Source organism: Psychrobacter sp. 5A.1, from assembly GCF_030407455.1.
GTDB lineage: Bacteria > Pseudomonadota > Gammaproteobacteria > Pseudomonadales > Moraxellaceae > Psychrobacter.
Genome location: NZ_JASDDJ010000005.1, coordinates 72545 through 96753 on the forward strand (window position 1 = coordinate 72545; position 24209 = coordinate 96753).

Sequence of the window (24209 nt, forward strand, 5' to 3'; positions counted from 1 at the left end):
TTCTCGATGGGTTATCACTATCATCACTGATACTAAGAAGTAACGGCAACATTCTGATTTGGGCTTAACGCATCTGCTGGATATGCGTTGTCTACCGTGTTATCCAATGATGCACGGTGTGCAGGCACATTCACATTAGTAGCAGGTATGTTTTCGATCAAATGATAATCATATAGCTCTTGAATCATGAGTCCCGCTTGAGTCTCAAATTGGGCATTAACATCGATGATACGGCGCTGAAAATAGCGATAAGCAACCAGTGCTGGGATAGCAACAATCATACCCGCAGCAGTCGTAATCAACGCTTGTGACACACCAGCAGCAAGCATCGTTGGGTCTTGCATAGCACCATCGGTAATCGCCAAGAATGAAGAGATAATACCTAGTACCGTACCTAATAAGCCCAGCAATGGCGCAATCGCACCTATAGTTCCAAGCATATTGATGTTTTTTTCTAACTGATGCACTTGCACACTTGCACGATTTTGCATGTGCATCGTCATTGAATCTAAACCATATTGCCGATAAAGAAGCCCTGTCGCTAGAATATCACCCAATGGTGTTTTTTCTTTGACATTCATCAATTGTGTACGACCAATATCGCCATTTTCACGTAGACGAGTTATTAGCTGTTCACGCAATCTACTGGGTGCAACTTTATTAAACTGTAAGGTATGGCTACGCTCAATGATGATAACCAATGCCAATATTGAACATACCACGATAGGTGTCATCAACCAACCACCCGCTTTTACCAATTCCCACATACTGACTCTCTTCCATATTCTTGCAAAAATAGTTGTTATAGAGACGATTTAGCGTTTGGATAGGGGCTGCTAACTCGTAAATGACCTGAAATTTAGGCTTCTATATGTTTAATTAAGGCAGCCAGCTGATCTTGATTTTGAAAAAATATTTCAACACTGCCCTGTCCATCTTTTTTATGCTTCAGTTTGACTTCAGCACCAAGCACATCTGTCAATCTCTGTGTCAAACGCTCTACATCACGAGACTGAGCTTGTTCAGTGCGATTGGTTTTGGGCGCAGGCTGCAAAATTGACTTAACCAATTTTTCAGCTTCTCGCACAGTCATACCACCATCGATAATTTTTTGCGCGATGATCGGCTGCTGCTCAGAGGATAGTGCCAAAAGCGTGCGGGCATGACCCATGTCTAGAGCGCTATTGGCCAAATGATCTTTCACCGTATCATGTAGCTGATTCAAACGCAGCAAGTTCGATACCGTCGTACGTGCTTTACCAACGACCTCTGCAATCATCGCATGACTCATACCAAACTCAGTATGAAAGCGCTGCAATGCCGCCGCCTGCTCAATCACCGACAAATCTTCACGCTGGATGTTTTCAATCAACGCCAATGCAATCGCCAACTCATCAGACAAGGCGCGCTCAATCGCAGGAATAACGAACTTTCCTGCCATTTTTGCGGCACGCCAGCGGCGCTCACCAGCAATAATTTCGTGAGTAACAAACGCCTCACTCTTGTCTTCATTTGCCAGTAATGGACGAATAACGATAGGCTGCATCACACCATGCTGTTCAATAGAAGACGCCAACTCTGCCAGCGCCGTTTCACTCATATCGCGGCGTGGTTGATACTTACCTGCTTGCAAGCGAGTGACATCGATTTGTACTAGGCTGATCTGATCTTCTGGCGCGTTCATATCTGTGTTATTGCCACGGGATTTATTGATAGTGGCCTTGCTCGTAGCACGTGGTGCGCGCGATGAGCGAGTGCTATTATCACTAGCAACCGCATTATCCGTGGTTTTTGCCGTCGGTTTTTTACTGGCTTTGGCCGGCGCGGTATCAGTAGACTCACTATCTACAGAAACACTATCTACAGGCACATTAGCATCTGGCGCAACACTGTCACGCGCAGCCATATCATCTTGCAAGGCAGAGGCGGTAATTTGCTTTTCTTTTTTGATCGACCCTAATAAGGCATCTAAGCCCCGATTAGCAGCCAACCCTCTTTTCTTCGCCATGATTACCTATCCTCTAACGCTAAAATAAAAGCCAATTGATTACTGATGCGGCTTACTAAATACGATGTTAAGTGCTCTATTGTTAAGCCGTTCTTATAGAAAAGATTCACTGCTTTGTTTCATTACTTCAGCAGCCAGTTTTTGGTACGCGCGTGCGCCCTTCGACCATCTTTCATACGCAATGACTGGCAAGCCATGCGCAGGTGCTTCTGCCAAGCGAATGTTTCTTGGAATATGCGTCTTGTACATAATATCGCCAAAGTGTGCTTCTAGCTCAGTAGACACATCACGGGCGAGCGTGTTGCGTGCATCAAATAGCGTTCTAACCACGCCGCGAATGTACAGCTTAGGATTCAACTCTGTCAAACGTTCAATGGTTTGTGATAAGTCTGCCAACCCTTCTAATGCATAATACTCGCACTGCATAGGAATAATCACACTATCAGTAGCAACCAATGCGTTAATCGTCAATAAGTTCAAACTAGGTGCACAATCTATAATCACATAATCGTATGGCTGTTTTTGCGCAGAGACCTGATCTTTAACCAATTCAGCCATGGCGGTTTTGAACAATTCGTGACTGTCGGTCTTACTCATCAATGTGATGTCCATGCCAGCCAAATCACGATTGGCACCAATGACATCAAACCCTGCTGGACTAGTAACAATGACTTCAGACAACGCGACGCCATCTAGCAAAACGTCCGCTATGGTCAGATCTAACTCGTTTTTGTCAACGCCTGTACCACTGGTCGCATTACCTTGTGGGTCTAGGTCAATCAGCAGTACGTGCTTGCGCTTAGCAGCCAAGCTGGCGGTCAAATTTACTGCTGTCGTGGTTTTACCCACACCGCCTTTTTGATTCGCAATTGCTATGATTTCCATACACTCACTCAATTTTATTAGGGTCTATTACTTTTGATTCGATTGGTAACATGGTCTTTTCTGCTCAGCCCTTCATAATAAACAGCCGTTTATCGTATAAATAGCTCGATTTACGTTCGCGCATTTTAAATGCTTTTAAATACTATGTCATTTAAATACGGACGTAAACTGAGTTTCACGAAAAATAGCGGCCGCTTCATGACTGCAAAGTATTTATGATTTAACTATCTTTGCTAGACATTTCGATTAAATGGCGACTGTCATGCAAGCGCGGTACGGTCAGCTTAATCGTTTTAATATGCCAATCACTATCCAGTGCTTGCAGCTCTTCTTCACTCGGCGCTTTGCCTTTCATCGCGCATAAATAGCCCCCATCTGCCAATCTTGGCTGTGCCACTTCCACAAAATCGATCAAACTGGCAAACGCTCGTGATGTCACGACATCATAGCTGGCTTCATGCGCTTCAATGCGCGAGGCAATCGGCTGCATATTACTCAAGCCAAGCTCACTACTGATTTGCTTAATGAAGCGAATTTTCTTCTGGTTGCTATCAAGCGCTGTACATTGGCGCTCAGGCTGACAAATAGCGATAATAACCGCTGGTAAGCCTGCTCCCGTGCCAATATCAAGCAACGATCCAGCAGGTAAATGCGCTATAATAGACAAACAATCAATCACATGTTTGACAAGCGCTTCTTCTGGGTCAGTAATGGCGGTCAGATTATACGCTTTATTCCACAACAAAAGCTGGTCTAAGTACAATAATAACGTGCGCTGTTGCGTTTCACTTAACGGTAGACTTAGCTCATTTGTCGCTTGAGCCAAGATATTGGCCAGCTTTGGCAATTGTGCGCCAAGCTTTACAAAGCCAGTCGGATCGATACGGATATTATCCGTGCTAGCAGACGATGAAGCATTTTTAGTGGAAGCTGACATACAACGAGTTATCCAGTTTTGACTTGTGAACCGTTTATTTTATCATGCAGTCTGCCCATTGAATAGTTGCAGATTGCGCCAATGTGGGACATCTTATACTATCTACGCTGTTCATGAGGCGTTATTCTGCTTTGATTGCCTCCAATTCGCTGATTAAGTCATTCGTTTTTTACTGTTTACGCTCAAGCATTTGCCTAAATATGATACAAAACTGCGCTTAATGACTTCGCTAATAGGTGACTATATCTTGTAAGATGTCATGATTGATTATAAAAACTCAGAATACGCATGATCAGAAAAAACCAATCACTTCTCATATTCCTTTAATACTTTTTAAGATGATTTTTCAAACGCCTATGACAGAACAACCCTACACCCCTATATCGCAAGTATCAAAAGACGCTAACAATATGGTAGCACTTACTACCGATACAAAAAACATTAAGCAAACAGCACCTGATACCCCAAACCCTATCTTCACAGAAGTTCAGCAAAATTGTCGCATTTCCGCTGAGCAATTAAAACGCTATAGCGACCCTGATGAATTGCCTACAGACACACGTACTGCGCCTGACCTAGATGTTGGCTTCGGTCAACAACGCGCGCTCAAAGCCTTACATACAGCATTGGACATTAACGCCAGTGGCTATCATGTGTTTGCCGCTGGTGAGAACGGTCTGGGCAAGCGTACTGTTATTAGTCGCCTGCTCACTCGCATTGCCGCCGATGCGCCAACGCCTGATGATTGGGTTTATGTGCATAATTTTACCGATCCACGTACACCATTGGCGTTACGCCTATCTGCTGGTCAGGCCTCACTACTACAACAGCAAGTCAATAACTTATGGCAACAGGCAAAAAAGCGGTTGAGCCAACGCTTTCGTAGTGATCAATACCAAAGTAAAATTGAAGCCATTAAAAACAATACTCATCAAAAAGAGCGTCATGCCTACGACGCCCTCAATGCTGAAGGCAAACAATATGATTTGGCGTTGACGTTTAGATCCTTTGATAATAAGGCAATGTTTGTCCATCCCAGTCAACTGCCTACAGAAAATAATAACGATGATGACAAGCAGGTAAAGACACCTAGCAATCGTAAAGATTTAGCAAATACCCATGATAGCAAAGAAGATACCATTCTGAGCGATGATGGCACTGATCTTGATAGCAATGAGAACGACAACCAAGACTCTACATATGGCAATAATGAATATGAAGCCGAGCTGAGTAATTTTGTCCAAAAAAATCATATGCAGAAGCGACTGAGTCAGCTGACCATTGCTTTAGAGCAATTAGAAGACGAAGCCAATGATGAGATTGAAACCCTACATCGAAATATTGCACGCCGTGCGCTACAGCCTTTATTTGTGCCTATCTATGAGCAGTTTTCTACTCAACCGCTGGTCAGTGATTATCTCAAGGCTGTGTTTGATGATATGGTCACTCATGTCGAGCGCATCGTCAATGGTGATGATGAAGAGTTTGTAACGGCAGTATTGGCTACGACGCCTAGCCGTTATGCGGTCAACGTTATTGTTAGTCACACGCCAGACAGTGGTGCACCAGTGATTTTTGAAGATTTGCCAACCCATCTTAACTTGTTGGGTCATGTCGAACAAATCACCCAATTAGGCACTGTGACCACTGATGTCAGTATGATTCGCGCAGGCGCTCTACACCGCGCCAATGGCGGCTATTTACTTTTAGAAGCCAGCCATTTACTGGAGCACCCCTATGCATGGCAGGGCTTAAAGCGTGCATTACAATCACGCAAAATCAAGCTATCGAGCCTTGAGCAAATGCTGACGCTAACAGGTAGCTTGTCTCTATCACCAGCGCCCATTGACTTAGGTATCAAAGTCATATTACTAGGCGAAGCGGACTTATATTATGAGCTGTTAGAGCTTGAGCCTGAATTTGATGCGGTATTCAAAGTCCGAGCTGACTTTCATGACGATGTGCCTCGTACCAGTGAGCATGAATTGGCCTTGGTCGCAAAAATGGCCGATATCATCGATTATGCTGGTCTTTATCCGTTTGATAGTAGCGCGCAAGCCACCCTACTTGAGCATTTAAGCTTGCAAGCGGAAGAACAAGATCGCTTAAGCCTACACAGTGATTTATTGATCAAACTATTGCATGAATCAAACCGTCATGCTCGTTTAAACAATGAGAATATGGTGACGGCAAATCATGTCACTCAAGCAATCGATGACATGGATGAGCGTTCAGGATATTTGCGCGATCTGTACTGGGATGAACTTAAGAATGGTCAGCAGCTGATCCAAACGCAAGGCGACGCTATTGGACAAGTTAATGCGCTTACTGTGGTCAGTTATGCCGATAGTGAGTTTGGTATGCCAGCACGGCTTACTGCGGTCATTCAGCCCAATATTGGCACAGGTGAAATCCTCGATATTGAGCGTGATGTAGACTTGGGCGGTAGCTTACACGCCAAAGGCATGCTGATTATGACCAGCTATTTGCGAGCATTGTTTAGCCAGCATCATGCGCTGAATTTTAGTGCCTCGCTCGCATTCGAGCAGAGCTACGCGCAAATTGATGGCGATAGTGCCACCGTTAGCGAAGGCTGTGCGCTGCTATCCGCGCTAGCAAATGTCCCAATCAATCAGTCTCTTGCTATTACTGGCTCTATGAATCAGCTGGGCGAAGTACAGGCGGTTGGTGGCATCAATGCCAAAATCGCAGGGTTTTTTGATGCCTGCCGCGAGCAAGCACTGACAGGCGAGCAAGGCGTGGTCATCCCAATGGCCAATGTCAAACAACTGATGCTACGTGACGACATTATTGATGCGGTCAATGCAGGCAAGTTTCATATCTATGGCGTCTATACCTTAAGTCAGGCATTAACGTTAATGACGGGTCTGCCCATCGACACTATGAACAAAAAAGGGCGTTATCGTAAAGACACCCTGTTTGGCAAAGTATTAAGCCGTCTGATGCTGTGGGATGAAAACCAAGAAAACAGTGATGATATCGATGATGAAAAATCCAAAAAGAAAGCCAAGAAAAAGCGCAAAGCAAAACGTCAAAAAAAAGACGGCAAGAGCATAAAAGAAAAGCTGAAAAGCGAAAAAGGCAGCGAGAAAAACGATACTGAATCTGCAGATGCATTAGATGATAGTGAGACAAAAACCATCAAATAATCATCAGCATTTGAGAACGTCTCTAGACGCTGCGATGCTTTTCTGCGATGATTAACGGTGCTTGACCGAGCAACAACTTGTACGAAACCGACTTGTAATTTCATAAAGGGTATCTCTTAATGACTGTACATCCTACTGATGCTGATAACATCCAAGCTCAGTCCAATCCTGATGCGCCAGCCAATACGCTTGCAGCTGCAGACAATGGTGCCTCAAAAGACACCAACGACAATCGACATGGTGCGGCAACCACTGCGCGACAATGGCAGGTACTATCGCAGTTACAGCGTAATCGTTGGGTGGGCACGACGCACATCTATGAGCAGCTCATGATGGCAGGTTTTGATATCAGTCTACGTACGGTTCAACGCGATTTGAATGCGCTGGCCAAGCGTTTTCCTATCGAAAAAAACAATGCCAATCCACAAGGCTGGCGGTGGTGCGATGATGCACCGCTGCAAAGCTTGCCGCATATGAACCTATCACAAGCCGTTGCTTTTAATATGGTCGAGGCCAATCTTACTCAGCTGCTGCCCCCTGTTATTTTAGATGAATTATTTCCTTGGTTTGACTTGGCAAGACGACAGCTCAAAAACAGCAAGGTGACGCATTCATGGATAGACAGAGTGCGTATCGAACCCGCCACGCAGCCTCTCATCGCACCAGACATAGACTTGGACAGCAAAGACAACATTTACCACGCCCTATTTTATCAACTCCAGATTCATGCTTGCTATACTCGCAGCAACAAATTACAAGCCAGCGAATACACCCTAAACCCTATCGCAATTATCCAGCGCGGCGTGATTATCTATCTACTGGCAACTCGTACTGATGATCCAAAAGCCACTATTCGCACCTTTGCGCTACATCGTTTTGACAACGTTGAGATTCTCGATACTGCTGCAAAAACGCCTGATAGCTTTCAACTCGACACCTATTTGGACGAAGGCAGCATGGGCTTTAGTCATCCACTGTTTGGTGAGCTGGCTGAGCGTGGCAAGAATACAGTCGTTGAGCTACAGTTCACCCAACAAGCTGGTAAGAGCCTTACGGAGAGTAAGCTCAATGACGATCAGACCGTGACCCTAAATGATGATGGTACCCTCACGATAACAGCCACTGTCAATTTGACCTCACAGCTGGTCTGGTGGCTACGCGGTTTTGGCAGTGGTCTACTGAATGCTAAGCCTGAGCTGCTCTATCAAGCTGTATTAGATAACGATTAGAATAAAGTATTAAAATTAAAAATAAAGAACTAAAAAGGAAAGTTATGTCGACCACTGCCCCTTCACCACTACTTTCAGACAGTTTACGAGGACTGGGATTGGACGCAGGAACCTTATTTTTTGCGCTCAATTATGAATTTACTAAGATTGAGCCAAAAGGATTGCTTAAGCGCTTCAAAAAAAATCAAAGCGCAATGGATATTGATTTGGCTTGCGTCTTATATGATGACAACTGCGTTACGAGTGACATCGTCTGGTTCAAACAATTGCGTGATAAATATGAGTCAATCAAGCATCAAGGAGACAGTCTAAACGGCAAAGATCGCGGTGAGCAAGCCATGTATCTTGCCCCCCTTGATCAAGAGCAAATCAGATTGGAACTTGAAAAAATTCCAGCTCATATCACTCATATCGCTTTAATCGCCAACTCATACCACGGTCATCCATTTTCTAGAGTTAAAACAGGCGAGATTCACTTAAGTGATGATGAAGGCAACCGTTGCTTTGAGGTCAACCTTAAGCAACTCCCACGCGATTGTACAACGCTTTGGGTAGCGCATTTGCGGCGATCTGTTGATGACTGGCATTTGACATTGCAAAACTTGCCACTTACTGCAGAAGAGTTGGCTGGGGCCGCGCAAGAAGTGGCACATGAATTAGCACGGGCACTGCCTATCCCTCAATCCATATAAATAAACAAAATATTTATGATCATAAAAAAGGTGCGATGTTATCAAAACGTCGCACCTTTTTTTATGGTGATTTTCTAAATATCAAATAGGGCGTGTTTGATATTCGACCATGGCACTGGTAAGTTTTATAACGATTCGCCGCAATGTGGGCAGAAGTTCTTTTGGCGTGTTTCAACCTCTCTTTCACGGCGCTCAAGCGATTGCTCTCGAAGCACCTGTAGCACGATATTTTGCGCCTGCTCTTTATCCAACCCCAGCTCGCGGCGTATTTTATCGATCATCATCTGATTTTGTACCAGATCAAAGTCACTATCAATTAACTGCTCACGAAAGTGCTGTTCGAGCTCCTCACGGCGCTGAGCCAATTCATTCGCCAACCCTGTCGCTAGAATACCCGCAGGCAATGCCGCCAGACCCACACCCAATATCGTAATGACAGCGCCTAATATTTTACCAGCATTGGTGATTGGTATGACATCACCATAGCCCACCGTTGTCAGTGTTACCACAGCCCACCACATCGCTTTGGGTATAGACTCAAATTCTTCTGGCTGCGCGTGATTTTCTACCAAATAAATACCACTAGAGGCCGTTACGATCATGATAATCAAAATGAAAATGACGGCTTGAAATGAGCCTTTTTCTTTACTAAGGACCACCAGCAAAATACGCATCGACGCAAAATAGCGGGTCAGTTTAAGAATTCTAAACAAGCGTAAAATACGTAAGAAGCGTAAATCAATATTGACAAAGAAATTTAAGAAGGCTGGTACGATGGCTATTAAATCAATCAATGCAGATGGGCTTAATAGCCAATCCCAACGCTGTTTCCACGTTGTGTTATCAGGTTTGGCTTCCGCCACACACCACAGACGCAACAAATACTCAACAGAAAATACAAAGATAGAGAAGTTTTCGAATAAACTGAAATAGTCTTGATAAGGGTAATACCACTGATCGACAGACTCTGTGATCACAGCAGCCACGTTGGTCATGATTAAAAGTATTAAAAAATAGTCCACGCAGCGGCTAAACAGCGTATCGTGCGCATCATTTTGCAGAATATTGTAAACAAAAAGACGCAAGCGCCGTATAGATTGGAATAGCATACCAGCCCTATGCGGTGAAATACCGATTTGATATTAATAGAATAAAACAACTATCTCAGAATACGATCCAACACGCTATCACGATCTACTATCTATATCAGTGCGTGTTGAACATTGGCCAAGGCCTGTCTTCATTGCAAAAATGGTGATAAAAATGAGATAAATTGCCGTCAAACCAGAAAAATAGCGCAGATAATATCGGGATATTAACCCACTATTTGACGATGCGTGGCAAGAATTAGCCATTTTTAGCCCCTACAAATGACTATCGAATGCATTGAAGATACGGCCTAGGCAAAATGTAGATAATAAATATAGATAGACATCAGCAGTATAAACACAATGGCGACGATAGAGAACCTTAAGAACTGCTCATCAGCACGAAGTTGTTGGCTAATATCTTGAGCAGGTATCAAAAATAAGTGGCATTCTGGACAGCAAGAATCCACTTGATTCAATATCTTTGTAGTACGCGCATTTGTACAGCGTAGAGGAGAGTTACTGCAATAGCCCAGCATAATATATTGCACCTCTTGTTAGAACATAAATAAGAAAGACTGACTCACATCAATGAAACTTACCTAAAAAGCAGCTTTGACTTTATTTAATTATAGACTGTAGTCAATTAGATTGCGTAGAAATGTAATTTATTACAGAAATCTTGCTAATTTATACGTAAAACCTTACAAGTAGTAATGTTTTCGTACTATAATAGCGACTTAATGTTACAGATTAAATATCAATCATAACATTGTGTATCGGTAACTAATGCGATCCCTTATTAGAAACTGACCAATAATTATCTATCACATTGAGGAACTAAACGATGAAACTACAATCCCTAGTTTTAGCCGCTGCTACTGCACTTACAATGACTACTGCTTTTGCCGTACCTGCTGGCACTTGGTCTGTTGCTGCCGGTGCACACATGGTCGATCCAAAAAGTGATAACGGTACAATTGCAAATGGCACTATTGGTGTAGATGTAGACAGTGATATCCAACCAACTATTAGCGGCGAATACTTTATCGCTAACAACGTTGGTGTAGAATTGTTAGCCGCCACACCATTCCATCATGATATTACATTAACTGCTGGTAACGCCACTATTGATGCTAAAACCCAGCATCTACCGCCTACGTTATCAGTACAATATCATTTTGATTATGAAAATATGCCAATGAACATCAAGCCTTTCATTGGTGTTGGTGTTAACTACACGACTTTCTTTAAAGAAAAAATCTATAGTGATGCTTACGAAAAATTAGAACTTGATGATAGCGTTGGCGTAGCTGGCCACATTGGTCTTGACATTCCTTTTGCCCCAACTGAATACTTCCGTATTGATGCTCGTTATATGGACATCAAAACAGACGCCAGTGTTGAGTCTAATGGTAATACTGTTGAGCTTGGCGAAGTCGATATCAGCCCTTGGGTATACGGTGTAGCATTTGTAAAACAGTTCTAATGTCATAGAGAAATCGTTAAAAAAGGCCAGCTACCATGCTGGCTTTTTTGTGCCTGCTAATTACGGCTATTACTGTCTACTCTAGCTACTAAATAATAATGCATAAAAAAGACCGTCCGTAGACAGTCTTTTTTCAAACCAACACTATTATGTATTTAGATTTATAGCAAAATTCGGCGTGGGTCTGCCAGTAGCGTTGCAATATAACGGGTAAATACTGCGGCATCTGCCCCATTAATGACACGGTGATCATAAGACAGTGATAGCGGCAACATCAAACGTGGCTCAAAGCTTTGCTTTTTGGCATCCCAACGTGGCTGCATACTTGCTTCAGAGACACCTAAGATACCAACTTGTGGCCAATTTACCAGTGGTGTAAACGCTGTACCACCTAGGTTACCTTGGCTTGAGATCGTAAAGCTCGCTCCTTGCAAATCTTTGGTGCTGAGCTTCTTATCACGCGCTTTAACGGCAAGCTCACCGATTTCAATAGCAATTTGCTTCAGACCTTTATCTTGCACGTTTTTGATAACGGGTACGATGAGGCCGTCATCAGTTGCCACTGCAATACCCATATTGACACTTTTACGCAAGATAACTTGAGTATTGTCATCACTTAAATGACTGTTGAAGCGTGGATGCTGTGTCAATGCATAAGCAGTTGCTTTGACCACAAAAGCTAAGATAGTGAAGCCAATACCTTCTGCTTTCATGCCACCTTTTAGCTCACCGCGCAGCTTTTCAGTCTCGGTAATATCTGATAAGTCAAACTGTGTCACTTGCGGTAGCAATGTATTGTAATTGAGCTGCGGTATCGATACTTTCTGCAAGCGGCTAAGATCTTGGGTCGATGTTTCACCCCAAATCTCAGTATTACTCATATCAGGCAAGCTCGGTAAGCCTGAGCTAGCCACACCACTACTGACAGGTGCTCCTTTTTGAGTACTCAGACTCTCTTTGACATGCGCAAACAAGTCTTCTTTTAGAATACGATCATTTAGTGCCGAACCATTCACTTGTGTGATGTCCACACCCAACTGACGTGCCAGCTTACGTACGGCTGGACCTGCATAGACATTGGCCAGCTTTTCATTTACTTGTGTTTCTGTCAGCTTGTCATTGTTTTTACTGGCGGCCGCCTTAGGGGCCGTAGGTTTTGCTACTTGTTTTGGCTCGCCAGTTGTTTTAGCAGCAGCTTTGTCATCTGATTTAGCTGGTACTGATTCTTTTGATTTAGACGTCTCAGGCTCGTCATTAGCATCATCTGTACCACTGGCCACGATAACGATAAAGTCCTGACCGTTGGCAACCATATCACCTGCTTCGACCAAGATTTTCTCAACCTTACCAGCAACTGGCGCGGGCACTTCAACAGAGGCTTTATCAGATTCAATCAGCAAAATTGACTGTTCAGCACTGACCATGTCACCAACGCTGACCATGATTTCTGAAACTTGTGCTTCATCAACACCTAGGTCAGGCAGTGCATGAGTCGTCGCCTTGCCCGCATTAGCGGCTGGCTTTGCAGCAGACTCTGATGGCTTTGACTCAGGGGCCACTGGCTCGACTTTTGCTTCTGACTTAGCAGCGGTGCTTTCTACATCACTCGCTTTTTGATTGTCATCACTTTCTGCACTGTCATCTGTACTCTCAAGCTCAATCAGCACCATGCCTTCACTAACTTGATCACCAATGGCGATGCTAATCTTAGTAACTTTACCAGCAGCAGAACTTGGTACTTCAACCGACGCTTTGTCAGATTCTAATAACACAATGTTGTCATCTTTTTCGATGACATCACCGATTTCTACCATAATCTCGCTGACTTCGGCGCTATCAACACCTAAATCGGGGGCTTTAATGTCCATGATTTATTTCCTCGTCTTATGGTTATTATTATTTGACATCACTATCATCGAGTACATTTGCATCTGCTTGATCTTCAGCACGACCTTCACTACTGATTTCGTCATCATCTTCCGCAACAAACTCAGGGACAGGATTTGGATTTACATTACCTGGTGCTGGTGCATCTGGAGAATGATCGTAGTAAGACTGCTGTTGCCATGCAGGTGGATGATCCACATCGATACCTAGGCTAGAAATAGCGTCTTTAACCAAACGCATCTCAACTTCACCCTCATCCGCTAGACGTTTGAGCGTTGCAACGACGATATGCGCGGCATCAACATTGAAGAAACTGCGTAAGTTTTCACGAGTATCTGAGCGACCATAACCATCAGTACCCAACGTGGTATAAGGGCGGCTATCTGGCAACCAAGCACGAATCTGCTCTGAATAGTTGCGCATGTAGTCGGTGGCAGCAACAACGATACCTTCGTGCGGCGCCAATTGCTCAGTAACCCATGGCACACGCTCTTCATCCATTGGATGCAGACGGTTATAATCGTCACAAGCCATACCATCACGAGTCAATTCGTTGAAGCTGGTCACACTCCATACGTTAGACGTAATGTTGAATTCGTCTTTTAGTATCTGTGCCGCTTTTTGTACTTCACGTAAGATAACACCTGAGCCCAATAGCTGTACTTGTGCTGAGCCATTGTCCTCTAACAAGTACATACCACGTTTGATGCCTTCTTCGGCACCTTTTGGCATTTCAGGTTGCTCGTAGTTCTCATTCATTAGCGTTAGATAGTAATAGACGCGCTCGCCTTCACCATACATGCGGCGTAAACCATCATGCATAACCACTGCTAACTCATAACCAAAGCATGGATCATAGGTCACACAGTTCGGCACGACATTGAACAAGATTTGTGAATGGCCATCTTGATGCTGTAAGCCTTCGCCATTAAGTGTCGTACGACCAGCAGTTGCGCCTAATAAGAAGCCCTGTGCTTGGCAATCACCTGCCGCCCAAGCCAAATCGCCCACACGCTGGAAACCAAACATTGAATAATAGATATACATCGGAATCATCGGCAACGCATTCACAGAATAACTGGTTGCCAACGCAATCCAAGTACTCATTGCGCCTGCTTCGTTGATGCCTTCTTCTAACATGTGACCGTCGATGGCTTCTTTATAGCCCATCAATGCTTCACTGTCTTCTGGCGTATATTTCTGGCCAACAGCTGAGTAAATGCCCAGTTGACGGAACATACCTTCTAGACCGAAAGTACGTGCTTCATCAGGCACGATTGGTACGACACGGTCTTGGATATCTTTGTTTTTTAGCATCGCTGATAGTAAGCGGACGAATACCATGGTCGTCGATTGCTCTTTACCGTTACTGCCTTTTAATACCCGATCGAACATCGATAATTCAGGGATATTCAGTGGAATATGACCACTGCGACGATTTGGCAAATGACCACCTAACGACTCACGACGACCTTTTAGATACTTCATCTCCGCTGAACCTTCTTCAGGGCGGTAGAATGGTAGGGTCTCTAGCTGCGCGTCCGTAAATGGCAAATCAAAACGATCACGGAAATACATCAAGGCTTCTTGATCAAGTTTTTTCACCTGATGCGATTTGTTGACCGCTTGCGTTTGAGCAGACAAGCCATAACCTTTAACGGTTTTAACCAAAATAACCGTCGGCTGACCTTTGGTTTTCATGGCTTCACTAAATGCAGCATAAACTTTAACTGGATCATGGCCACCGCGGTTCAGACGCGAGATTTCTTCGTCAGTCAACGCATCTGCCATCTCTTCTAGCTCTGGATATTTACCAAAGAACTCTTTGCGGGTAAATTCAGGCGTACGCGCTTCATATAACTGATATTCGCCATCCACCACTTCTTCCATACGTTGTTTAAGGACACCCGTATGATCTTTACCAAGTAATGAATCCCAGTTGCCACCCCAAATAACTTTGATGACTCGCCAGCCTGCGCCGCGGAATACTGACTCTAGCTCTTGAATGATTTTGCCGTTACCACGGACTGGACCATCAAGACGCTGCAAGTTACAGTTAACTACCCATATGAGGTTGTCCAACTTCTCACGACCAGCAAGAGAAATAGCACCCAAGCTTTCTGGCTCATCCGTCTCACCATCACCTAAGAATGTCCAAATCTTACGACCTTCTTTTTCTAGCAATCCACGGTTTTCCATATAGCGATGTACATGGGCGTGATAGATAGACATGATTGGGCCAAGTCCCATCGATACCGTTGGGAACTGCCAATAATCAGGCATGAGATAGGGATGTGGATAGCTTGATAGACCTTTGCCACCTACTTCACGGCGGAAATTATCTAGCTGATCTTCGGTCAAACGACCTTCTAGATAAGAGCGCGCATAGATACCTGGCGCTGAGTGACCTTGATAATAAATCATGTCACCACCGAAGTGATCGCTAGCCGCGCGGAAGAAGTGGTTAAAACCTGTTTCATAAAGCGTCGCACTAGATGCGAATGTCGCTAAGTGACCACCCAAATCATCATCGTTTTTATTGGCACGCATAACCATGGCAAGTGCGTTATAACGAATCAAAGCACGTATCTTACGCTCCATGCCTAAATCGCCTGGATACATTGGCTCATCTTCGACCGCAATACTATTGACGTAAGCGGTGTCTAGTCTATTGAACGGTAGTCCTTCCTGAACTGCCATATTATATAAGGCTTTTAATAAAAACTGAGCGCGATCCTTGTCTGCATGTTTAATCACAGACTCAAAGGCTGCTAGCCATTCCTGAGTTTCGGTGCTATCAGCATCCTTATAATAATTCATTATTTTTGATCCTTTTATATCAGTCATACCTACCTAATGGCAGGGCTCTGTTGAATAATTTGTGATGAGGAATAGGTTTACTTATGACATCCTTGCTACGCCCAAGCATTCCTTTGTTTTATGCGGTGACATACAGCTCGATTATAAAAAATAGTATTACATCGTATTAGCCCATGCGTCAAATCAACACATTTGCTAAACAATCCATCATGTTATGGCTATCTTTTTTATCGCGCAATGCTAATCATTGATTGATTATGACATTCTATTATAAGCGTTTATTATCCAGTTGTTTATGGCTGTAGAGAAATGATGAAGTAACAAGTATTTTTTAAATAAATAATGATTAGTTTTTTTAAAAATGACTACTCATATGTACCGATTATTCTCTATACATCGTTACTAGGGCGTGTCCTCATTTTAAAAATGGTGATAAAAATGAGATAAATTGACGCCAAACGAGGAAAATAGTGCAGATAATATCGAGATATTGACCAACTATTTGACGATGTTTGGCAAAATTTAGCTATTTTTAGCCCATTTAAAGGACACTCGTTTGAATTGAGGACACGCCCTAGGCCATATCCTCGTTTCAGGGCGTGTCTTCATTTCAAAAATAAGAGGCTTTGCCGTCAAACAAGAAAAATAGCGCTAATGATATCGAGATATAAACCAGCTATAGTTGATTCAAAATAAAGCTGGTTCATACGAGCATCATCGTTCTACTCTTCTTAAAACCAACCGACTATATTTGATCATTTTTGGCAAAATTTATCTATTTTTGGCCCATTTAGAGGACTATCATTTGCATTGAGAACATGTCTTAGCACCCTCATTTTTCATTAAATACAGCTTTTAGATATAGTTAAATTGTTTATATACAATTGGTTACATAGTGTTTATGATTAATAGTAATGCACACTTTTCATCGTGCTTGTTACCTTACACTTGCCAAGGCCTTTTTTGCTTGAGTGATGAACTAACTTAGCGTTTGCCGACTACTAGGACTGGCATTATGAAAAAAAATCATGACTCTCTATCCTTACCTCCTCATTCATGTAACCATACTTTGTATTACATAAAAATGCTGGTGGCAATGATTTTAGTGTCAGGTTTTAGTCGTTCAGTATTTGCGGCAGCCACATGCCCTACCGATCAACGGATGTACTATGTAGGTGCAGCAGCCCCAAGCACAGCATACAAATCACTACCTTTATCTGGCTGGGTAGAAGGCAGCTTAACCAGAACTTATACTTTTTTAGAGAGCACTGGCAATAAAACCCTAACCATCAACTTTCCTTTATTTTTAGATAAGTATACGACCTACACTTCACAGCCTCCTTACTATGGCACACTCAATGGCGCTACATTAAATGCCATTACTATGATACATAATTCTACTGCCATTAAAGAAAACCATATCATGGATGTGACCGTCAACAGACCTGTCACAAGGCTTGGTTATGTCGCACAAGATGTGGACTCGATTAGCAGAAACGGCAATAGTAATGGTCGTGTTCCCTATCAAGAAGCGGTTGACGTATCCTCAACGGCTGGCACGTTGACCTACCAGCCCAACTTTCACACGATCAATCTTTCATTTGATATAGTCACCTCTATTTTACGATCCGCTTGTAGTGGTGGTTCGACCAGCTATGCTTGTCCCATTGAAGCAACATGGGGCCCAAAAGCCGCTAACAGTCCTTTTAGTCTGACTCATAGTAACCAGCGCAGTGATTACGACGTAGGACATGTTTTAGGGTATTCAGACTTTTATTTTTGTATGGCGCCGCCCAAGCTCGTGGTAAAAAAAGTATTAAACGGTGCACGTGTGAATAATAATGATCAGTTTGAGATTGTCGTTAGTGAGGGATCAATAGCGACAAACAGCTTCACCACTACGGGCACAGGATCAGCTATTACCAATGGTACGAGTGCGACACTTAGTTTGGCAGAAAGCACAAGCTATACCATTACTGAACGAGTGATAAATGGTACTTTAGGTGATATCGCAAATTACAATGCGACTTATACTTGCGTCAACACCACCACAGGTAGCACCACCATTATGCCAACTGCGGCGATGTCTTATGATGCCACTGCCAAAACTCGCTCCTTTACGCTTGCCAATACTGCTTATGGTGATGACATCACGTGTACGATTACTAATGAGTCAAACTATATATTTTCAGGCATTGTCTTTAATGATAATGGCGGTATCGTCGCTAGTGACGGCAAAAAATCAGACATTTCTAGTACTTTTACTGGTAATAGTAACTATTTTAATGGCACTTACGATAGTGCAAATGAGCTGGGAATATACGACAGTAATTTGAGTATACGTTTGACTGACTGTAATGGTAACAACATTACTAGCCCTACACCCAATCCTCAAACCGTTTCAAACAGTTCTGCTACCAGAGGTCGATATAGCTTCATAGTACCCGCTAGTGCACTAGTCAACAAAACAAAAGTCTGTCTCATAGAGACTGAGCCAAATACGTGGGATTACACAGTAGACACGACCGCAGATAGCCGAGAAGTGACGCTCACCGATAACGTTTATAACTACAATAACTTGGACTTTGGTGAGGTCAAAGCAAATAATGCTGCTCTGGTATTGATAAAATCGCAATACTTTCATAAGTGCAACGACAGCTTAGACTACCAAAGCATTAGTACCAATAACAGCGATCCAACCGTGGGTTTTAGTATGAACTCAGTCAGTGGCGCTATTCCAAGAAACTGTATTGCCTATGCCATTCACGCTTACAACCGTGGTCATCTAGGACTCCAGCAAGTACAAATTCGTGACCAACTACAAAGCAACCTTGTTACTTCAGTATTTAGACGTCCTACGCCTTTATTTTTGCCGACATCAGTGAGTAGCCCTATCGTTACGTATGGTAGTAACGGTGAAATACGTTCTAATCAATTTAACTTGGCGGCTGTCCCTTTAGGCAGCACGCAACCAATTTCAGCCGTTTTGTATTTCAATACAAAATATGGCACAACACCGTAGACTTTGCCTGTCATACTTATCTGAAGCGAAAAACCCATCGCTTTTGCTTTTATCAAGTATCTATATCGTTGTTATCTTTAGACAAACAGTTTTAGGCTACATAGTGTCTGTGCTTGATTTCAATCATTCGATATGGACACTTCGTCATACTATAACTACCTTTCGTAACATATTGTTAGTATTTACTTACTATTGTATTTAATATTGTGTACTGAAGAATTCTAACGGTAATGTTTGTTTTGCTTGTTACTTGAAAAAGCAAAAATAAGAGGGTGCGATAATATGTTTTATACATCTCGAAATAATTTATATTCACATGTAAAAAGTGTGCCTATCTATCAATTCATTATATTAACTGCCTTTTTATTCATTGTTTTCAATAGTCATTCATCCTATGCGATCGCCCCAAACCCTGGCGCGATTTGTGCTAATAACTTCTCACAAGGTAGCCTCACGAATAGTGATTACACCAATCTGGTATCGGCCGTCAATACTAATAACTACGTTAGCATCGCGGGAAATGCTTCAGGTAGCATTCCATTACAGATCAAAATAAGTACGATAGAATCTAGCACGGCCACATTAAAGTCGAACTTCGGTGTCATTACCGCATCCAACACTAGTGCCATTAATATCAGAAGAACCTTTCCTACCACCGCAGATTTTACTGACATCACGCTTGAATTTCGTAATAGCATAACGGCGCAGCCTCTATACTTGACCAATGTCGCACTTAGTGCTTTCGACATTGACTACGCGAATAGCAATGGCAACACTTTTGATGACTTTATACAAATTACTGGTGTGAATGAATCAGGTAACACCATCGCTGGTACTTTTCAGTCAATAACTGGCTCAAATATCGGGTTCAATCAAAGTCCACAAGGGCAAGGGTTGTTTACTAGAACGGTGACTGATCCTAACTGTCCTGCCAAAGGTTTGGGCACGCAATGCCAAGGATCTGTACAGTTTTCTCAACCAGTATCATCGGTGAAAATTCGCTATGCAAACACCGGTTACCTTGCAACCACCTCCAACCAAGAAGTCGACTTTCGAGTAGACAATTACTGCTATGTTCCACAGTATGTTTTCTCTGGTATTGTTTTTGATGACAATGGTGGTATTACAGCAGCTCAATCAAGTGCAACCAATGCGGATATTACCGCTGGCGTTTATGCAAACAATTCAAACTATTTTAATGGGGTTTTTAACCCTTCTGCCCCTGAAACAGGTATTAGTGGTAGCACGGTCAAACTCGCAAGTTGTACCAATACTTCAACGGTATATGCCATGCAGCCAGTGACAGCCAGTGGTACGACAATCGGTCAATATCAAATCAGTGTACCGATTAGTACTCTAAATGGTAATACCAGTAATCTTTGTTTGGTAGAGGAGCGTACTGGCAATACATACCCTCTACGCACTACGGGCGATAGTAAAGCCCTCTCATTTGCAACCAGTACGTATAGTTATCCAAATAACAACTTCGGTAGAGTCATCGCTAAAAACGCAGGATTGGTACTCGAAAAAGAACAAGCGCCTAACAACTGTAAATTTACTAATTTCAGTGGCTTAACTTATAGTAAGAATGCGCTGACCAGCTCTGATACGGGAATAGGGACTGACATACGCCCAGGATTATGTATTGCTTATAAGATTACCGTCACCAATCGCGCCAATATTGATATTAACGACTTTGTCATGAAAGATGTTTTGCAGAAAAAATCGCCGAATGGCGCCACTATTACGTCCGTACTGGCGCTGCCTGCAAGAGCTGCAAATGAATTTTCTGACAACCTTACGGCAGGTCAGAACGGCACGGTGATTACAAAACCATTTACATTGATTAAAAGAGCGAAACGATCGTTTTACTTCAACACCCAATATGGATCAACACAATCTAACTAACTTTAATACCTTCCTCATTGAGGTAGCGCTGATAGACAAGCATCCGTCATTTTTATCAGCGCTACCCCTCGCCTTTACTGTTAAACCCTCATTTCTATCATTACTCATTGTCTCGCCACAAGAGATAAACGAGCGTCAAGTAAATACCAACGCCCTATAAAACTCATTACCGTTAAAGTCATTTTTGATTCCGCCTATCAGATTTAATGGTCTTAAATCAAGGATTTATTAGCACCTTCGATGATATAACGATATAATAAAATCAAGTTACATTATTAACACAATTAAAAAACGCGAAACACATGGTCGGTTTGAATTTATGTTTTTTTAATCCTGATTTCTTGATTTTGACGAGCCAGATAACCGTATTGTGCGCTACTTGGTTGTAAACATGATATTAACAACTCCTTAGGAATCTGTAATGACTATTAAATATTCTCTAAAACGGATCATATTACCTGCCATTGTGGCCTTGGCAATGCTCAGCAACGCGCAAGCAGCTGAAGCGTTAAAAATGGAACTGCAAGCCAACAAAATCACCAAAACAGCAGATGGCAAGGTGAGTTATATCGCAGCCTCCAACGCTCAAAAAGGTGAAACCGTACAATATCGCGCGACTTATACCAATACCATTGATACGCCTATTAGCGATGTTTCCGTAACGCTGCCTATCCCTGCCAATATGGTGTTTACAGGGGAGGCCAAACCTAATAGTGCACAAGCAACTATCGATGGTAAAAACTATGCCGATATGCCTCTCATGCGTAAAGTAGATGGCAAATTGGTCAAAATTCCATTGTCTGAATATAAAGCACTGCGTTGGAACATCAAATGGCTTCCAGCAAGCAAATCCGCTGACGTATCTCTTAATACAACAGTTAATTAAACAACGGTTAATTAATTTTTATTACTTTTACCTTACATTTTTGCTCAGGAGAATAACGGGATGACTTCCAACGCTTTTAAATACTCAGTACTCGCTGTTGCTATCACAACATCTTTGGGTGTTGCTAGCACTGCCAATGCTGCTAAATCAGTGGGCGACTCGACGCCGACTATTGATAACATCGCGACAGCAACTTATAGCATCGCAGGTATCGCACAAACACCTGTAGAATCCAACAAAGTTACGGTTAATATTACACAGAGCGCCGCCTTTAGCTTAACAGCTAAGAATGTGGATGGTGATCTCACGGATGATTACAACAAGCTGGCGGTTGTGACCCCTAAAGGTAGAGTCGCGTTTAACCATACATTGACCAACTCAGGTAACGTAGAAGATACCTATACGCTAAACTTGGCGCAGGGCGGTGATATTCCGAATAACCCGCAAGGTGCAGGATCTTATGATTTTGCCACTACCAACGTGACTTACACTATTTACAATGCAGACGGGACTGAAAAAAGCACCCAAACCGTTACAGGCACGGTATTCCAAAACACTAATATAGTGCTTAAACCCAATGAACGTGCTGATATTTTGGTTTCTGCTAAAACCTCTGGCAACATCGGTGGTGACTCGCAGAACCTAACATTATCTGCTACTAGTGCGTTCTTTACAGCGTCTGATGTGACCAAAGCGACGCTAACCAATATTGACAACAGTGTGACGAAAGTACCTGTTTTCAAAATTACCAGTAAAGTCAGTAGCACTCTGAACTTGAATGACCCTACCTCAAAAGTTACTTATACCGTGACTGTGCGTAATGATGAAAATGCTCCATACGCTGCTAATGCTAATAACATTATGGTTTTTGATGGCTTGCCAGCAGGCTTACGTTTAGCAGACCAGCCAAATATCAGCGTCAGTAACAACGCGACCATCACATCAGGAAACGAAGGTAAAGGTACGAGTAGTGCAAGTGATAGCATTAGGGTCACTTTACTGAATCTTGCACCAGGTCAAGAAGCTACTATCAAGTTTGATGTGCAAAAAGATCAAGCGGAAACACTGGCTGATCTCAAAACCACACTCAATCATGCAGCCGTTACGCTGGATCTTGGCGAAAATCAAATCATCTATGATACGACTGATGCCAATGATACCCAGCAAAATACTGCTAACTTCTACCCTTCAACTGATGACAGTGAAATCACAGACGGCACCGTAAACACAGTCATCGGTAGTGACTCAACAGCACCACTGGTATCCAATCAACGTGCCGTTAGCATTGTCTCCCCTACCAAAAAAGAAATTCCTACCACGACTACTGCTAACACACTAGTAACCCACTCTGCCGTCATCAGCAACACGGGTAAAGAAACGGAAGGTGATGCCGTTGGCGAAATCAAGCTGACCATTACCTCTGGCTCTGGCAACAAAGTGACCGTGGTTGCTGGATCAGTTGAGCTGGTATACGACGCTGATAACAATCCAGCCACACCCAATACGACTTACACCATTACTAGAGATGGCAACGGTGATTACGACTTAAGTACCGCCATACCTAAAAATGGTGCGCCAGCTTGGACAGGTATGGTTCCAAACTCAACCGTGACCATCAATTACCAAGTCGAATCTAACGAAGCAGTGGTTGGTACGACAGAAAATACGACCGTGACATTAGTCGTTGGTGGTCAAGATGCACCAACAACAGGTGATCGTCTTGTTAGAAATGAAACCACTGTGAAAGGATTGAAGCTTCTGAAGGAGCAAGCACTTAATGAGACTTGTGCGGCCAGTAGTACGCTTACCTTCACTCAAGGGGCCGTTGCTGCCAAGCCTGGCAACTGCATCGTGTACAAAATCACCGCTTTCAATGACTTCTCTGCGGCAGACCCACGTTTTACTTTTGACAACGTGGTGATAACAGATACGACAGCACGTTTTAACGACAAAGCCATTATACAAAGTGCTAGTACCACTTATGTGTTCCCAGTCAAATTGGATGATGTTACTAGTAATAGCGAAATACCAGCAACCAACAGCTACAACGCATCTGCCAGCACCTCAGCTATTAGTGGCACTGTGACTAGCTTGGCTCCGCAAAAATATGCAGCCATGGTATTTGCTGTGAAGCTCAATCCTGCGGGCTCTACAACTCCTTAATAGTTGACTTTTTGTACCGTGTTAT

The 24209-nt window shown here is 43.1% G+C and carries 15 protein-coding genes; 8 read left to right on the top strand and 7 right to left on the bottom strand.

The genetic code is table 11. The features are described from left to right. Positions 1 to 32 precede the first annotated feature (32 nt). The 4 genes from QL982_RS02220 to rsmG form a co-directional block, all read right to left on the bottom strand. Positions 33 to 767 (bottom strand): MotA/TolQ/ExbB proton channel family protein, encoded by a 735-nt coding sequence (locus QL982_RS02220; protein WP_290162997.1) that lies wholly within the window; start codon positions 765 to 767, stop codon positions 33 to 35. Between the two features lie 92 nt (positions 768 to 859). Next, complete coding sequence (locus QL982_RS02225) at positions 860 to 2008, bottom strand: ParB/RepB/Spo0J family partition protein (protein ID WP_290162995.1); 1149 nt, start codon at positions 2006 to 2008, stop codon at positions 860 to 862. A 93-nt stretch (positions 2009 to 2101) separates the two neighbouring features. Then, complete coding sequence (locus QL982_RS02230; protein ID WP_290162993.1) at positions 2102 to 2893, bottom strand: ParA family protein; 792 nt, start codon at positions 2891 to 2893, stop codon at positions 2102 to 2104. Positions 2894 to 3113: 220 nt separating this feature from the next. Then, positions 3114 to 3830: a 16S rRNA (guanine(527)-N(7))-methyltransferase RsmG gene (gene rsmG, locus QL982_RS02235; protein ID WP_290162991.1), complete on the bottom strand. Its 717-nt coding sequence runs from the start codon at positions 3828 to 3830 to the stop codon at positions 3114 to 3116. Positions 3831 to 4240: 410 nt separating this feature from the next. Here rsmG and QL982_RS02240 point away from each other — a divergent pair, with 410 nt between their 5' ends. The 3 genes from QL982_RS02240 (at position 4241) to QL982_RS02250 (ending at position 8921) form a co-directional block, all read left to right on the top strand. After that, positions 4241 to 7000, top strand: a complete 2760-nt coding sequence (locus tag QL982_RS02240) for an ATP-binding protein (protein ID WP_290162989.1) — start codon at positions 4241 to 4243, stop codon at positions 6998 to 7000. Positions 7001 to 7119: 119 nt separating this feature from the next. Continuing rightward, positions 7120 to 8229 carry a WYL domain-containing protein gene (locus QL982_RS02245; protein ID WP_290162987.1) on the top strand — a complete coding sequence of 370 codons (1110 nt, stop codon included), beginning with the start codon at positions 7120 to 7122 and terminating at the stop codon, positions 8227 to 8229. Between the two features lie 44 nt (positions 8230 to 8273). Then, complete coding sequence (locus QL982_RS02250) at positions 8274 to 8921, top strand: TerD family protein (protein ID WP_290162985.1); 648 nt, start codon at positions 8274 to 8276, stop codon at positions 8919 to 8921. Positions 8922 to 9046: 125 nt separating this feature from the next. Here QL982_RS02250 and QL982_RS02255 read toward each other — a convergent pair whose 3' ends face one another. Further along, positions 9047 to 10030: an ion transporter gene (locus QL982_RS02255; RefSeq protein ID WP_290162983.1), complete on the bottom strand. Its 984-nt coding sequence runs from the start codon at positions 10028 to 10030 to the stop codon at positions 9047 to 9049. An 826-nt stretch (positions 10031 to 10856) separates the two neighbouring features. On the opposite strand from QL982_RS02255, the gene QL982_RS02260 reads away from it, so the two are divergent. Further along, positions 10857 to 11498, top strand: coding sequence for an OmpW family outer membrane protein (locus QL982_RS02260; RefSeq protein ID WP_290162979.1), 642 nt, complete (start codon positions 10857 to 10859; stop codon positions 11496 to 11498). Positions 11499 to 11659: 161 nt separating this feature from the next. On the opposite strand, the gene QL982_RS02265 is transcribed toward QL982_RS02260, so the two are convergent. Then, positions 11660 to 13366, bottom strand: a complete 1707-nt coding sequence (locus tag QL982_RS02265) for a 2-oxo acid dehydrogenase subunit E2 (RefSeq protein ID WP_290162978.1) — start codon at positions 13364 to 13366, stop codon at positions 11660 to 11662. Positions 13367 to 13394: 28 nt separating this feature from the next. Further along, entirely contained in the window at positions 13395 to 16205 is a 2811-nt protein-coding gene (gene aceE, locus QL982_RS02270; protein WP_290162976.1) for a pyruvate dehydrogenase (acetyl-transferring), homodimeric type, read from the bottom strand. Positions 16206 to 17220: 1015 nt separating this feature from the next. On the opposite strand from aceE, the gene QL982_RS02275 reads away from it, so the two are divergent. The 4 genes from QL982_RS02275 to QL982_RS02290 all read left to right on the top strand — a co-directional run bounded on the left by QL982_RS02275 (position 17221) and on the right by QL982_RS02290 (position 24184). Continuing rightward, positions 17221 to 19227, top strand: a complete 2007-nt coding sequence (locus QL982_RS02275; protein WP_290164686.1) for a hypothetical protein — start codon at positions 17221 to 17223, stop codon at positions 19225 to 19227. 282 nt (positions 19228 to 19509) lie between these two features. Next, positions 19510 to 21135, top strand: a complete 1626-nt coding sequence (locus QL982_RS02280; RefSeq protein ID WP_290164687.1) for a hypothetical protein — start codon at positions 19510 to 19512, stop codon at positions 21133 to 21135. A 421-nt stretch (positions 21136 to 21556) separates the two neighbouring features. Beyond that, on the top strand, positions 21557 to 22021 hold the full coding sequence (locus QL982_RS02285; RefSeq protein WP_290164688.1) for a hypothetical protein: 465 nt from the start codon (positions 21557 to 21559) through the stop codon (positions 22019 to 22021). Positions 22022 to 22081: 60 nt separating this feature from the next. Beyond that, positions 22082 to 24184 carry a hypothetical protein gene (locus QL982_RS02290; RefSeq protein ID WP_290190139.1) on the top strand — a complete coding sequence of 701 codons (2103 nt, stop codon included), beginning with the start codon at positions 22082 to 22084 and terminating at the stop codon, positions 24182 to 24184. Positions 24185 to 24209 lie beyond the last annotated feature (25 nt).